This is a genomic window from Breoghania sp. L-A4, assembly GCF_003432385.1.
Classification (GTDB): Bacteria; Pseudomonadota; Alphaproteobacteria; order Rhizobiales; family Stappiaceae; genus Breoghania.
The window spans coordinates 3,077,360-3,091,429 of record NZ_CP031841.1 but is presented as its reverse complement, the minus strand read 5'-3'; the positions used below and the strand labels follow the sequence as shown (position 1 = coordinate 3,091,429).

Sequence of the window (14,070 nt, the reverse complement as noted above, 5' to 3'; positions counted from 1 at the left end):
CCTGTCCTCCCAGGCAAAGAGACCCGGGGCGGCGGCCTGTGCCGCCGTCCCGGCTCGCGGGGGATGGACGAAGGGCTATACTCCTCAAATTCAAGATCAGGCGGATGTGATCCCGATGGCTTCGGAACAATCTGCAACCGGCGTTCATGCGACATCGCAAGCGGCCGCGCACCCTCCGCGTTCGCCGCTCGCCGCGATGGAAGTCGACACGCGGCTCGTGGGCATGGTTGCCGCACTCATCATCATCTGGACGGGATTTCACCTGTTTTCCGACGGTGCTTTTCTGACCCCGCGCAATCTTTGGAACCTGTCGGTCCAGACCTCGTCGATCGCGGTGATGTCGACCGGGATGGTGCTGATCATCGTCACCCGCAACATCGATCTGTCGGTGGGCTCCGTGCTGGGTTTCATCGGCATGATGATGGGGGTGATGCAGGCCGACGTCCTGCCGCACTTTCTGGGCTTCGAGCATCCCGCCACCTGGGTTGTCACGCTCGCCTTCGGGCTGGTGATCGGCGCTGTGATCGGCGCGCTGCACGGGTTCGTGATCGCTTACATGGGTGTTCCTGCCTTTATCGTGACGCTGGGCGGTCTGCTGGTCTGGCGTGGCGCGGCGTGGTGGGTCACGTCGGGCCGCACGGTTGCGCCCATGGACGACACATTCCGGCTGATGGGCGGCGGCGTCAACGGCGCCATTGGTGACACGGCCTCGTGGGTCGTCGCCGCGCTCGCCTGCGTGGCGATCGTCTGGGCGACGCTGCACGGACGCACCCAACGCAAGCGGTTCGGCTTCCCGCTGAAGCCCGTCTGGGCGGAGTTCGTCGTTGCCGGGATCGCGTCGGCCGCGGTCATCGGCGCGGTTTGGATCGCCAACAGCTACTATCTGCCCTCGCGGGTCGCGGCGCGCTACGCGGAGACGCACGGGCTGGAAATTCCGGAAGGCGGGTCACTGCTGATCGCGCACGGGCTGCCGATTCCGGTGCTGATCGCCATGGGCGTGGGCATCGTGATGACCTTCATCACCACGCGCACGCGGTTCGGCCGTTACGTCTTCGCCATTGGCGGCAACCCGGAAGCGGCCGAGCTGGCAGGTATCAACACCAAGCGGGTGAGGGTGCTGATCTTCACGACGATGGGCGCGCTCTGCGCAATCGCCGGCGCCATTTCCACAGCTCGGCTGAACGCTGCGACCAATTCGCAAGGCACGCTGGACGAGCTTTATGTCATCGCGGCGGCCGTCATCGGGGGCACCTCGCTGGGCGGCGGCATCGGCACGGTCGCCGGAGCCATGCTGGGGGCCGTGGTCATGCAGTCGCTGCAGACCGGCATGGTGCTGATGGAAGTCGACACCCCGCTGCAGAACATCGTCGTCGGCATCGTTCTCGTGCTCGCGGTATGGGTCGACACCGTCTATCGCAAGCGCGCGAAGTAAGGGGGATGGCATGAACACGCAAAGTGCTGACACGGCGCATTCCGGAACCACACCTCTCGTCGAGATGCGCAACATGTCGATTGCCTTCGGCGGCGTGCGCGCTGTCGACAACGTCGATGTGGATCTCTATCCGGGCGAGGTGGTCGGGCTGCTCGGTCACAACGGCGCCGGAAAATCGACGCTGATCAAGATGCTGTCGGGGGCCTATCGCGCCGACGAGGGCAAGATCCGCGTCAACGGCGAGGATGTCGAGATCCACAATCCGCGCGACGCCAAGCGCTGCGGCATCGAGACGATCTACCAGACGCTGGCGCTGGCCGACAATATCGACGCGGCCGGAAATCTGTTTCTCGGCCGCGAGCTGCGCACCCCCTGGGGCACGCTCGACGACGTGGCCATGGAGGCGGCGGCGCGCGAGGTGATGTTCCGGCTCAATCCGAATTTCAGGAAATTCAAGGATCCGGTTCACGCGCTGTCGGGCGGGCAGCGGCAGTCCATCGCCATTGCGCGGGCCATCCATTTCAACGCCCGTATCTTGATCATGGATGAGCCCACAGCGGCGCTGGGGCCACAGGAAACCAAGCAGGTCGCGGATCTGGTGCTCAAGCTGAAGGCCGAGGGCATTGGCATCTTCCTGATCAGCCACGACATTCACGACGTCTTCGATCTCGCCGACCGGGTGGCGGTGATGAAGAACGGCCATCTCGTGGGCACGGCGAAGACCTCCGAGGTGACTGCCGACGAGGTTCTGGGGATGATTATCCTTGGCAAGTGTCCGCCCGCCGCCACTCCAGGTCCCGGTGCGATGGCCAGCGGTGAATTGGCCGAGGCGGGTTGATACCGCACCGCATCCGGTGACATGATGGCCGTGAGGTGACCGCGGGTTGGTCGCATGCCGTTTGGGGACGGTATTGCGGGCACGGTGTGCGGCGCGTGCCGGTCCCTTTGGCCGAAGGTGGAGCCGGGACCCGATCTGGCGCCAGACGGATGTCGCAGTGATGCTCAAGAGGGATCGCCGCAACGGCCCCGCGCCCAGGCCGAAAATTCAGAGCATTGATGGTGCAGGCTGGCTGCAGGTTGAAACGGCGCTGGTTTTGGAATACATGAATAGGGTGCTCAACATTTTTCGGTGCCGGCCTAACGGAAGACGGATTCAGTTATGAGACTGACTTTACAAGCAAATTATGCCGTTCGCGCATTGATGTATTGCACCGCGAATCCCGACAAGCCGAGCAAGGTGCCGGAAATCGCGGCGACATACGGTATTTCGGAGACGCACCTGTTCAAGGTGATGAAGGTGCTCGTCGACAACGGGTTCATCAAGACCATCCGCGGCCGCAATGGCGGCATTCTGCTGGCGCGCCCGGCCGATGAGATTTCGATCGGCGAGGTTATCCGCGCCGCGGAAGAGAACTTCAATCTCGCGGAGTGCTTCGACCCGACCAAGCGCGATTGTCCGCTAATCGATTCCTGCAAGTTCAACCGGGTGCTGAATGAGGCGCTTCAGGCGTTCTTCGGTGTGCTGGATCTCTACACGGTTGCGGATTTGAGCGGCGATCAGGGCCAGCTGCGCATGCTGCTGAGCCTGGAAGCCATGCACCCGATGATGCAGGCGGCAAAGCTGTCGTAGGCAGGCTGCGGGTTTCCGGCGTCCGTTGCGGTCGCCGCTGTGCGCCCCGGGCCGCGTTGGCGTCGCGAGTGATCTTGCGGGCCGACCCGCATTGTCCAACCACATATGCATGATGCGCGGGTTCTCGCTTCGGGCGGTTGCTTCCTCATTTTGGTGGCCGTCGCACAGAGTGATGCCGGCGTTCCAAGGGATTGCCGCCTCGCGCGACCGGCCCCGCTTCTTGCACATGCCTTTGCGCCGTGTCCGGGCATGGCGAACAGGCACCCAAGAAGACAACCGATTAGAGCGTTTCCTTGTTAAATGGAATCAATTCTGTTGGTCCAAACCGGTTCGATCCGCGAGGAAACGGGCGAACGGCGTAGCCCATGCTACGGCGGAGGCCGTTGACGCGGCGGACGGCCGGTTTCGACCAACCCTTTGGGCGGGATGAATTTTCCCGATTATCGGCGAGGCCCGTCTCGGCCATATCCGCGATATGCCCTTCGCCAATCCTCTTGATCCTCGACAAAATTCATCTCCGCAGAATTGATCCCATTTAACAAGGAAACGCTCTAGGCTGTAGTGACAATTTAACGTCACTGGGGGATTCCCTTTGAGGCGCAAATCAGATTCAAGGCTGACTTTTGGAGGTCGGCTTTGGAAGGCGAAGTTCTACGCGACGATCAATGGGAGCAGATCAGGCCGTTTGTTCCGGGCGGCCTGAAGGGCAAGCGCGGCCCGCGCAGCGACGGCCGACGCTTCTTCGATGCGATTTTGTGGCTGGCGCGTTCCGGAGCGCGCTGGCGGGATCTGCCGGAGGATCGCTTCGGCCCCTACCAGACCGCCAAGCGGCGCTACTACCGCTGGATCGAGGCGGGTGTGTTCGACCGTTTGTTCGAGGCGATCGCGAGCGATCCGGACATGGAATGGCTGTCGATCGATGCCACCGTCATCCGCGCCCAGGCGCAGGCCGCCGGAGCGCGGCGTAAAAGGGGGGGCCTGAAACCCAGGCTCTCGGCCGCTCCCGCGGCGGCTTCGGCACCAAGCTGCACGCCGTCGTAGACGCGCTCGGTCTGCCGGTGCGCTTCGAGCTGGGACCGGGTCAGCAGAACGACATGGCGCCCGCTTGCGAGCTGATCGAGGGCTTGGCGGTGACACAGGTGATCGCCGACCGCGCCTATGATGCCGACCGGCTATACGAGCTCATTCTCGAACAGGGCGGCGAGCCGGTCATCCCGCCGCGCCGGCATCGCAGATACCAGCACGACTACGACAAGATTGCCTACAAGAACCGGTGGGGCATTGAGGGCTTCTTCGCTAAGCTCAAGCAGTGGCGCCGCATCGCAACCCGCTACGACAAGCTTGCCGCCAACTTCCTAGGCTTCGTCAAACTCGCCAGCATCATGCTCTGGCTCAAATGATTAAATTGTCACTACAGCCTAGATGTGGAGCCTCAAGAGGTTGTCCTCGGTTAGATCGAGTCGACTGATCGGTGTTTTGGATTTTAGGCTGCCATGTGGCCGGTGCCAATTGTAGCGGTGTAGCCAGATCGGCAGTTCGGCTGCGCGATGGCGTGACGTTGGGTAGGCGATGGCATAGGCCCATTCCCGCAACGCGGTCTGTATGAAGCGTTCGGCCTTGCCGTTTGTCTTGGGCGTGTAGGGTCGGGTGCGGATGTGCTTGAGGCCGAGATCGCGGCAGGCTTTTGCGAAGGCTTTCGATTTGTAGCAGGCGCCATTGTCGGTCATGACGCGGGTGACGGTGACGCCCAGGCTCTCGTAATAGGCGAGCGCGGCGCGCAGGAAAGCGACCGCACTGTGTTTCTTCTCGTCGGGCAAGATCTGGCTGAAGGCGATGCGCGAGGCATCGTCGATGCAGACATGGACAAACTCCCAGCCGACACCGCGGCTGTTGGACTGGCCGGTGCGATCGCCGGTGATGCGGTGGCCGACGCGGTCGAACCGACCGAGTTTCTTGATGTCGATGTGGATCAACTCGCCCGGATGCTGGCGTTCATAGCGGCGCACCGGTTCGGCCGGATCGAGGTCCTTGAGCCGGGAGAGGCCTGCCCGCCGCAGCGCCCGGCTGACGGTGGCCGGTGACAGCCGACCTCCCGAGCGATGTGCTTACCTGTCCAGCGCTGACGGCGCAGGGCGATGATGCGTTCACAGAGGAGCGGATCGGTTGCGCTGGGCATCCGGCCTGGCCGAGAGGAGCGGTCGACCATGCCGGCCGGGCCTTCCGCCCTGTAGCGTTCGGCCCACCGGGCAACGATCTTGGCCGACACGCCATAGACCCGCGCCGCCTGGGCCCGGGAAAGACGACCTTCAATGACCGCTTGGGCCATCTCCCCTCGACGCAACGGTGTCAGGCGGGCATTCTTGTGGATGTTCATTCGGACCCTCCGATGCGTGCTGAAGCGTGGTAACTCCAGTCTCCTCGGTCAGGTCCGAATGGACAACCTGTTGAAAGCTCACATCTAGAGCACGGGGGCCGGGCTGAGCAGGTTCGCAATGGCGTTGATCAGTTCCTTTCTCTGAAACGGCTTCTGCAGCAGCGTGGCGCCGGGGTCGCTTTGTCCGCGATGCAGCAGTGCGCGCTCCGCGTAGCCCGACATGTAGATGATGGCGATGTCGGGATAGAGCTCTTGTAGCGTGTCACCCACGTCGCGACCCGTCATCTGACCGGTCAGCACGATATCGCTGAGCAGCAGGTCGATGCCTCCGGCCGCCTTGGCGATTGTCACGGCTTCCTCGCCGCTGCCGCTTTCCAGCACTCTTAATCCCAGTCCCTCGACGATCGTGCGCGCGAGCTGCCGAAGATCCGGATTGTCCTCGACGATCAGCACCTGCGCATCGGGAAGCTTGGAGGTATCGGCGGGTGCTGTCTCGCGGCTGTCGAACTCATGCGGCGACTTGAGGGAGCGCGGCAAATAGAGTTGGAACGTGGTGCCGTTGTCGGGTTCGGAGTAGACGGAAATGTATCCTCCGGACTGCTTGATGAATCCATGGATCTGGCTCAGGCCAAGACCGGTGCCGCTTCCCAGCGGCTTGGTGGTGTAGAAGGGTTCGAAAATTCGCTTCTGCACATCCGGCGGCATGCCGACACCGGTGTCCGACAGGGTCAGGCGCACATAGTCGCCCGGAATGACGTCGGACCCGAAGTGGGCGGCTGAATCGGCCGCGATGGTGATGTTGCCGGTCTCGATCATCAGCAGGCCGCCTTCCGGCATCGCGTCGCGGGCGTTGAGCGCAAGGTTGATGAGCACGTTTTCCATCCGCGAGACATCGATGTCGGCGATCCAGAGGTCTTCGGCCAGGTAGGTCTTGATGTGCACGGTGCTTTCGAGAACCCGCAACAGCATCTTCTGAGTGCCGGCGATGATCTGGTTGATGTTGACCGGTTTCGTCACGAGATGCTGGCGGCGGGCGATGGCCAGAAGCTGCTGGGTCAGCTCGCTGCCGCGCAGCGTTGCCTGAATGGAGGTCGCCACGCGATCGGACGGCAGCTCCTGCTCCTCCAACTCCTCGCCCAAGAGCTCAAGGTTGCCCTGGATGATCGCCAACAGGTTGTTGAAGTCGTGCGCGATGCCGCCGGTCAGCCGGCCGAGTGATTCCAGATTGGCCGTGTGCGCGAGCTGTTCCTCCACGCGCGCTGTTTCGGTCACGTCGGTGGCGACGCCGCGATAGCCGCAAAATGCGCCGGAGGGGTCGAAATAGGGCATGCCGCTGATTTCGAGCTTGCGGATGCGGCCGTCGGGCAACTCGTGCTCGGTGCGAAACTTTCGAAATTCGCGCCGCGCGTCGAGGTCCGCCATTAGGGCGGCCCACTTGGGTTCGGAAACGTCGGCGCCATCGACCTCCCACAGCCTCTTGCCGGTCCACACGTAGTTGTCGGTGAAGGCGGGGTTGGCGGGATTGTCGGGCAGCGCGATGAAGCGCAGGTTGGCGTCTTGCTCCCAGAACCAGTCGGACGCCGCCGCGGTGTAGTCCTTGAAGCGCTGTTCGTTGAAAGCCAGGGCGGCGTTACTTTCGCGCAGTTCATGCATGCGGGCGGAGATCGCCGCGATGAACCGGTTTCCGGTATCCCGCAGCATGCCGAGTTCGTCGTGCCGATGACTGGGAGACAGGGGAGAAATCGGCGTCATCGGCCGCTCGGGATCATCCGGATCGACATCCGTCAGATCGCCGATGACGCGCAGCAGCGGCTTGGTGATCAGGATGTAGAATATCGCCAGAAACAGCAGAACGACGAAGACGATCAGCAGCAGGACGGACAGAAGCGTTACGGAGGCGCGCATGTAGAATGGCAGCAAGGCACGATCAGTATCGATGACGACGGAGAGGCGGCCGGACTGGTCTGGCGGCTTCTTCGGCACACTCAACTGGACATCGAAGCGTTCGAACTCGTCGGCCAGCAGCGGCGTCAGCCAGCGTGTCGGGCTGTTCATGCGCTGGCGGCGGTCCGCCTGGGCGAGCGTGGTGCCGAGTTCGTCATCGATGGTTGCGGCAATGATGAATTCGTAGCTGATCAGCCCGTTGACCACCTCCTGTGCCAGAAAGGGATCCAGCGTGAGAATGGCGCGCTGGGCGGTCGGGTCCGCGGCGTTGAGGATGCGGGTGACGATTTCCGCGTTTTCCTGCCGCTGGTTTGCGAAATCGAGGGAGACCTGAACCGCGCTCACCAGCAGGCCAACGGCCATGGCTACGCCAAGCGCCAGGCGGGCCAGCTTGAAGGAGATCCTGCGGTGGAGCGGGATGGCGGCGTTCATGTGACTGCCAATTGGACACGAGGGGCTTTGGTCCTGCCGGGCGCGCGGTGACGTGTCCGGTCGGAAGCCGTGCCGCGCCGGCAGGATATATTTCGGCCGGGCCAACGATTGCCGTCATGCCAGCCGCGCCGTGTGACGGGCGGCGTGTGCGGATCGCGCGTTGATGGCATGCCTCGTTCCGCTAATGACCTGAATGCTGTGAAACGAATTCAGCTATTGCGAGCATAATAGACTAGATTTGCATTCTTATGTGAAGGCGGGTGTTAACCCTGAGGGAAATTATTAATTTCTAGGTAATTCTGTCCATAAAATCAGCAGCGGGACGATCGCATATATAATAGAATTTACGTGCCCTGGAGCTTCTGTTGGCGCCGGTTTCAGGCGTGGAGACGCTCATGCGAGGGATATCCTTCTTTGTCATCCTTGCAGTTGCCGTATCGTTCGCCGTGTTCTTCCGGGCTCCGGATGCTATCGCGGCTGACGAGAGCGCCGTCGTGCGCGTGGCCGCCGACCCGTGGTGTCCCTACAACTGCAACCCCGGCGACGCCAAGCCCGGTTTTCTGATCGAGATTGGCCGCGAGGCATTCGCCATGTCCGGCTACGAGATGCGCTACGAGGTGATGCCCTGGAGCCGGGCGCTGCGTGAATCGTATGTCGGGAATGTGGACGCGGCCGTCGGTGCCACCCGGGCGACCGCGCCGGAGCATTTGTTTGGGTCCAATATGCTCAGCTCGGATGAAACCATCGTTTTCGTGCGCGTGGGTGAGATTTTCGATTTCACGGGTGTGGACTCGCTCAAGGCGCTGAGGCTGGGCGTCATCAAGGACTACACCTACGACGATAATGGTCCCATCGATTCCTATATCGCCGAGAACCGCGGCAATCTGGACCGCGTGATCACGGTTTCCAGCCATTCGAACCTGGGTCTGCTGTTTCGCATGCTGTTGGCCGGGCGGATCGATGCATTTCTCGAGAACCGCCACGTAGGCACCTATATGGCGTCGGCGTTGAACGTGCGGGACAGCATCGCCCTGGTTCCGACCGGCGCACTTGACTTCGTCTCCTTCGCCTTCACGCCCAACGCGCGCGGCGAGATGCTTGTCGACGCGTTCGACGCCGGCGTGACGCGGCTGCGCGAGACGGGCCGGTTTGAGGAAATCCTCATCCGGTACGGGTTGAACAGCCTTCCGGAATAACAATTCCATTTGCAACGCACGATGTCCACGGTGAGCGGCATCCGGATCCGGCGCGTGGCGCGGGTTCGGCGCGTGGCGCGATAATCGCCGCCTTGCGTCAAGCCCATTGACGATTGCCGGATGGACGAGGCTGGCCCGTCGATGGCCGCCCCGGACCTGTTTAAACGTTGCGCATTCGCGTTGGTGGAGCCGCCCCGGGGCTGCTTCATCTATTTGTGGGTAGAAAATCCCATAATGTGAGATTTGGAGTTGCGAGGCGGAATGCCCCGCGCTAGCGTGTGGCCGCGCCATGAGGCCGGCCTGTGCGTGGGCCTGTGGAACCGAGGCGCCGCGCGTTTCCATACGTCTGGCGTTTCGTCGCTATGAAGCCGGCCGGTTGGCGCAACAAGGCGGGAATCGCCGGGCGCGGGCCGGTTGTATCGTACAGGGCCACTGCGGGATCTCGTGGTTCTCCTGTTCCCAGTTTTGCCGTGCCGCGAGCGTTGCACGGCATTGATCCGCTTTGCCGCGCCGCGGGCGCCGGGGTGAGCAGGATTGCTGTCCGCGACCTCTCCCTGATCCGACAGGGAGTTTATCGCCGAACGGACATCCCTGACGCTGCCGGGAGGTTGGTGCCGGCAAGGCTCTAGGAGGTAGACGCCTGGTGTATAAGCTCGACATCTTCAACCATATCTGGCCGAAGGCATTCTACGAGAAGCTGCTCGAGGTGACCGGCCAGCCGAAAGACATCACGATGCGTTCGGAGAAGGTCCCGATGATGACCGATCTCGACGAGCGTTTCCGTGTCATGGACACATTCGACGATTACGCGCAGGTGCTTTCGCTCGCGTCGCCGCCGCTGGAATACATCGGCAATCAGAGCCAGGCCGTCGAGCTTTCGCGCATCGGTTCGGAGAGCATGGCCGAGCTGTGCCAGAAGTATCCCGATCGTTTCCCTGCCTTCATCGCGACCGTCCCGATGGGCACGATCGACGCCTTGATGCCGGAAACCAGGCACGCCATCGAGAATCTCGGCGCGCGCGGCATCCAGATCTTCACCAATGTGTCGGGCAAGGCGATCGACGCACCGGAATACCAGCCGTTGTACGACTACATGGCTGAGGTCGACCTGCCGATCTGGCTCCATCCGGCACGCGGCGCGACCTTCCCCGACTATCTCGAGGAAGAGAAGTCGCTGTTCGAGATCTGGTGGACGTTCGGTTGGCCCTACGAGACATCCGCCGCCATGGCGCGGCTGGTGTTTTCGAAACTGTTTGACCGGCTGCCGGAGTTGAAGATCATCACCCACCACGGCGGCGGTATGATCCCGTTCTTCGAGGGTCGCGTCGGCCCCGGTCAGGATCAGCTCGGCGCCCGGACCTCGGATGTCGACTATCAGGCGTTGCTCAAGGAGATGAAGAAGCGCCCGCTCGACTACTTCAAGATGTTCTATGCCGACACGGCAACCTTCGGCTCCAGGATGGCCACGCTGAGCGCCATCGATTTCTTCGGCGCCGATCACGTGGTGTTCGCGTCGGACGCTCCCTTCGACCCCGAAAAAGGGCCGATGTATATCCGCGAGACGATCAAGATCCTGGATGCGATCGATATTCCGGACGCGGACCGCGCGAAAATCTACCATAAAAACGCGGAAAAGCTCATGAAGCTGAAATAGCAGCTGCGGCGAGGCGCCCGGTCTTGCGCCGCGGCTGCTGGCCTGTTGCCCATCGCGGTGAGCACTGCGGTGGGCAACCTTTTTCAATGGCTTTTCAGTGATTGTCGCGTCTACTTTCCCCACGCAATTGCCCACTCAATTGGTGGGAAAATTTATGGTGTCGCGACTGGCGTCACAAGCATAGACTTCTGAAAAATGACAGGGTGCAAAGCATGCCCTGTATCATCTGGGAAACACGGGGCGGCCACCGCAGGCCGCGACGGTCATGGAACGCTCGCGTATCCTCGACGAAATCGCACGCTATTGCCGTGCCGCCGGCATGGCGGAGAGCACTTTTGGGCGTATGGCCGTCAACGACGGCAAGCTCGTGGGGCGGATCCGTGACGGCGGCCGGATCAGCGCCAAGACGCTCGGCCGCATCCGCAGCTATATGGCTGGAAACCCCGGCGCGCAGCGCGCCTTGCTGGTGGCTTCCGATCAGCCGGTGTCTGAGCAGCCAGCGGCTGAGGCGGTGGTGCTCCAGCCTTCCGCCGAGGCCTTGCCGCGGGTGCGCCGGGTGGAAACGGCGCCAAGGCCGGGCGGCACATGGGGCCCAACGGACCCCGAGAGCGACACGAATTTCCGCTTCTTCGACAACCGCCAGAAATACCTGCTGTTCGTCAACACCTGCTCGGAGAAATGGGTGGCGTCGAACCGGGTGGCGCTGGAGCTTGCCCATATCCATCCGCGGCCGCCCGCCGTGCGGGTGTTCGACGCCGGCGTCGGCGATGGAACCGTGCTGGCGCGGCTGATGCGCGCCATGCATCACCGCTTCCCCACCACGCCGTTTTACGTGGTGGGCAAGGAGGTGAGTCTGGAGGACATCCGGCTGACGCTGGACAAGATGCCGGACCGGTTTTTCGAGCATCCCGCGAGCGTTCTGGTGCTGACCAATCTGTACTATGGCGAGGCGCCGTGGCTGACAACGCGCTCGACCAAGGCGGCGGGAAGCTTCGTGTGGAAGGAATGCGCCCTGCAGGGCAATTCCGCGCACGACTTCGAGCAGCAGATCACCGCGCTGCAGCCGTTCCTCGCCGAGAACTGGCAGGCGCGCATCGGCGCCAACGGGAATCCCGTCTACGACCGGCCGGTGGCGCTGGTGCTCTACCGCGAGGATCACAAGTTCCTGCTCGACCCGATCATCCCGAAGCTGGGCGCCGCGCGTGCCGAGTTCGATCTTGTGGTCGCCTCGCAACCATACCGGGCGCGGGCCTCAGCGGAGTTCAAGGCCAAGAAGGTGGTGGCGCCGCTGGCCCGGGCGCTGGGGCCGGGCGGGCGGCTGATCGGCATCCATTCGCGCGGGGAGGACCCGGGCATGGAGATGATCCGCAAGGTGTGGCCCGACGACAATCCGTTCCGCACCACCCGGCACGACATTCTCAAGGCGGTGAAACAGGAACTGGGCGCGGATGCCCGAGAACTCAGCTTCAATGCCTATTCCGACAAGCGATCGATCTTCCGCTACGACATGCATACGCTGCCCAGCGAGGTGACGAGCTCCATCGGCACTTCGACGCTGTTCGCTGCCTGGAACGCCGCCGTCTATGTGGCCCAGGTGGAGGACGGGCGCCTGGAGGAGGCGACGCTGGACGGCCGCTATCTGGACGCGGCCCGCGACGTGCTGCGCGAGCGTGGCGGACTGTGGTTCTTTGACGAAAGCTACGTGATCTCGAGGCGCCGCGATTGAGGCGTTGAATCGGGACGGGAGAGGGTGATGGAAATTCGCAGCGAGCTGATCGACCGGATGCAGGCGGGTGAGGTGCACACCCGCGAAGGTCTTCTCAGGCGTGGCTGGTCGCTGGAGGCGACGTTGCCCGCCGCAGCCGAGGCGGAAGCGCTTGGCGATGTTCTGGAGCCGGGCACAGAGATCTTTCTCAGTTCCCTACCGCGCACGGCGCTTGATGGGCAGATCGAAGCGGTGAAGGCCATCCGCGATGCGGGATTGGAGCCGGTGCCGCATCTGGCGGCGCGCAATTTCACCTCCGAAGAGGATCTGGATTCGTTCCTGAAGGCGACGCAGCCGCGCAAATGTCTTGTGATAGCCGGCGATCTCAATGCGCCTCGCGGACCTTTCTCCGACAGCATGGCGCTGCTGAAGAGCGACGTCCTTTTGCGTGCGGGGCTCGAGTCCGTGGCGGTTGGCGGCTATCCGGAGGGGCATCCGCATGTCGGCGAAGACGATGTGGCGCGGCAGTTGAAGGAGAAGATCGGTCTCATCGAGGGCAGGGGGTGGCAGCCGTCGCTCGTCACCCAGTTCTGTTTCGACGGTGAGAAGATCCTGCACTGGCTGGGTTGGCTGCGCGGCATCGACGCGCATCTGCCGGTCAGCCTGGGGCTGGCGGGGCCGACGCAGGCCGCGAAGCTTTTGAAGATCGCGCTGCGCTGCTGGGTCGATCTGCCCATGCGCAGCGTGCGCGCGGCACCTCAGCTTCTGCGCGGGGTTTCCGCCGAGCCGATCATCGCGGCGCTTGAGGCGGGTCTGAAGGCGCAGCATGAAAGCGGGCCGGTGCGGCTGCATTTCTATTCGTTCGGCGGGCTGGAGCGCACGGGCCGCTGGGCTCAGGCGCTGTCGCAGGCGCGCGCGCAGGCCGATCTCGCTGGCTGAACGCGCCCGGGCTTATCGATCGCTTAAAAAAATGTGTCCGGTGATGGAACCAATCGCACGGTGAGCCGTTTTAGTCGCGAAGCTGTTCCGGATACTCGCGCCGGAGAGAGTTGAATTCCTGCCAACCAAACCTTGGGCGGAGCCGTGCGGCCGTTGTCGCACGAACCTTTGCGCATGGTTGGAGCCGCAGAGTCCCTGATCCGCACGGCGCGTCGCCGGCGGCGCGGGACATGACGGAGAAGACCATGAATAAGAACGCGCTTTACGGGATCATCGCCGTGCTCGTCGTTGCCGCCGGCGTGCTCGGCTATCAGTACTACCAGGAAAGCCAGAAGACCTCGGGCATTGAATTGAGCGTTGGAGAACGCGGCATTACCGTCGAAACGAAGTAGATTGACGCCACCGCTGGGCCGGCTTGTGCGCTCGCGCGGTTCTTGCAGCCAATGGATCGCATGCGGCCCAGGTTTTCAGCCGCTTCGGTCACTCCGTGGAGAAATGACCCATGTCACTCGGCACAATTCTCGTCATCCTGCTCATTATTTTCCTGATCGGCGGCTTTTCAGGTCGTTTCGGTGGCTACGGCTACGGCTTCGGACACGGCGGTGTCGGCTTGCCGGGCCTGCTGCTGATCATCGTCGTGGTGCTGTTGCTTATGGGCCGCATCTGACGCCATTTTGTCTGCGCTCGCGGCCGGGGATGGGCGCGACGGCTCCCCGGTGCCGTTGCGAGAGCGTTGTGGCGGTCATTGCAGCCCGTTGCCCATC

General features: G+C 62.8%; 11 protein-coding genes and 1 pseudogene. 10 read left to right on the top strand and 2 right to left on the bottom strand.

Annotated features, from left to right (window positions below):
• The first annotated feature begins 115 nt into the window (after positions 1–115).
• The 4 genes from D1F64_RS14075 (at position 116) to D1F64_RS14060 (ending at position 4,462) form a co-directional block, all read left to right on the top strand.
• Positions 116–1,432, top strand: coding sequence for a sugar ABC transporter permease (locus D1F64_RS14075; protein WP_117412941.1), 1,317 nt, complete (start codon positions 116–118; stop codon positions 1,430–1,432).
• A 10-nt stretch (positions 1,433–1,442) separates the two neighbouring features.
• Entirely contained in the window at positions 1,443–2,270 is an 828-nt protein-coding gene (locus D1F64_RS14070; RefSeq protein ID WP_117412940.1) for an ATP-binding cassette domain-containing protein, read from the top strand.
• 321 nt (positions 2,271–2,591) lie between these two features.
• Positions 2,592–3,062: an iron-responsive transcriptional regulator RirA gene (gene rirA, locus D1F64_RS14065; protein ID WP_117412939.1), complete on the top strand. Its 471-nt coding sequence runs from the start codon at positions 2,592–2,594 to the stop codon at positions 3,060–3,062.
• Between the two features lie 636 nt (positions 3,063–3,698).
• A protein-coding gene (locus tag D1F64_RS14060; RefSeq protein WP_117412938.1) for an IS5 family transposase occupies positions 3,699–4,462 on the top strand; the annotation gives its coding sequence in 2 pieces (ribosomal slippage) (positions 3,699–4,029 and positions 4,029–4,462; 765 coding nt in all).
• An 18-nt stretch (positions 4,463–4,480) separates the two neighbouring features.
• Here the strand turns inward: D1F64_RS14060 and D1F64_RS14055 are convergent.
• Positions 4,481–5,436, bottom strand: a pseudogene (locus D1F64_RS14055) (IS481 family transposase).
• An 84-nt stretch (positions 5,437–5,520) separates the two neighbouring features.
• Complete coding sequence (locus tag D1F64_RS14050) at positions 5,521–7,812, bottom strand: ATP-binding protein (RefSeq protein WP_117412937.1); 2,292 nt, start codon at positions 7,810–7,812, stop codon at positions 5,521–5,523.
• Between the two features lie 395 nt (positions 7,813–8,207).
• On the opposite strand from D1F64_RS14050, the gene D1F64_RS14045 reads away from it, so the two are divergent.
• From D1F64_RS14045 to D1F64_RS14025, 6 genes are all read left to right on the top strand, one after another.
• Positions 8,208–9,008, top strand: a complete 801-nt coding sequence (locus tag D1F64_RS14045; protein WP_162901555.1) for a transporter substrate-binding domain-containing protein — start codon at positions 8,208–8,210, stop codon at positions 9,006–9,008.
• Between the two features lie 643 nt (positions 9,009–9,651).
• On the top strand, positions 9,652–10,662 hold the full coding sequence (locus tag D1F64_RS14040) for an amidohydrolase family protein (protein WP_117412935.1): 1,011 nt from the start codon (positions 9,652–9,654) through the stop codon (positions 10,660–10,662).
• 265 nt (positions 10,663–10,927) lie between these two features.
• Positions 10,928–12,388: a hypothetical protein gene (locus D1F64_RS14035; protein WP_117412934.1), complete on the top strand. Its 1,461-nt coding sequence runs from the start codon at positions 10,928–10,930 to the stop codon at positions 12,386–12,388.
• Between the two features lie 27 nt (positions 12,389–12,415).
• A complete protein-coding gene (locus tag D1F64_RS14030; RefSeq protein ID WP_117412933.1) occupies positions 12,416–13,306 on the top strand; it encodes a hypothetical protein in 891 nt (296 codons plus the stop codon).
• 245 nt (positions 13,307–13,551) lie between these two features.
• Positions 13,552–13,698: a hypothetical protein gene (locus D1F64_RS23440; protein WP_162901554.1), complete on the top strand. Its 147-nt coding sequence runs from the start codon at positions 13,552–13,554 to the stop codon at positions 13,696–13,698.
• A 110-nt stretch (positions 13,699–13,808) separates the two neighbouring features.
• Entirely contained in the window at positions 13,809–13,973 is a 165-nt protein-coding gene (locus D1F64_RS14025; RefSeq protein WP_117412932.1) for a DUF3309 family protein, read from the top strand.
• Positions 13,974–14,070: the final 97 nt, after the last annotated feature.

Excerpts from the sequence above, each read along its gene's own strand:
- D1F64_RS14035 (WP_117412934.1), top strand. The coding sequence starts at position 10,928 with ATGGAACGCTCGCGTATCCTCGACGAAATCGCACGCTATTGCCGTGCC.
- D1F64_RS14050 (WP_117412937.1), bottom strand. The coding sequence starts at position 7,812 with ATGAACGCCGCCATCCCGCTCCACCGCAGGATCTCCTTCAAGCTGGCC.
- D1F64_RS23440 (WP_162901554.1), top strand. The coding sequence starts at position 13,552 with ATGAATAAGAACGCGCTTTACGGGATCATCGCCGTGCTCGTCGTTGCC.
- rirA (WP_117412939.1), top strand. The coding sequence starts at position 2,592 with ATGAGACTGACTTTACAAGCAAATTATGCCGTTCGCGCATTGATGTAT.
- D1F64_RS14045 (WP_162901555.1), top strand. The coding sequence starts at position 8,208 with ATGCGAGGGATATCCTTCTTTGTCATCCTTGCAGTTGCCGTATCGTTC.
- D1F64_RS14075 (WP_117412941.1), top strand. The coding sequence starts at position 116 with ATGGCTTCGGAACAATCTGCAACCGGCGTTCATGCGACATCGCAAGCG.
- D1F64_RS14025 (WP_117412932.1), top strand. The coding sequence starts at position 13,809 with ATGTCACTCGGCACAATTCTCGTCATCCTGCTCATTATTTTCCTGATC.
- D1F64_RS14070 (WP_117412940.1), top strand. The coding sequence starts at position 1,443 with ATGAACACGCAAAGTGCTGACACGGCGCATTCCGGAACCACACCTCTC.
- D1F64_RS14030 (WP_117412933.1), top strand. The coding sequence starts at position 12,416 with ATGGAAATTCGCAGCGAGCTGATCGACCGGATGCAGGCGGGTGAGGTG.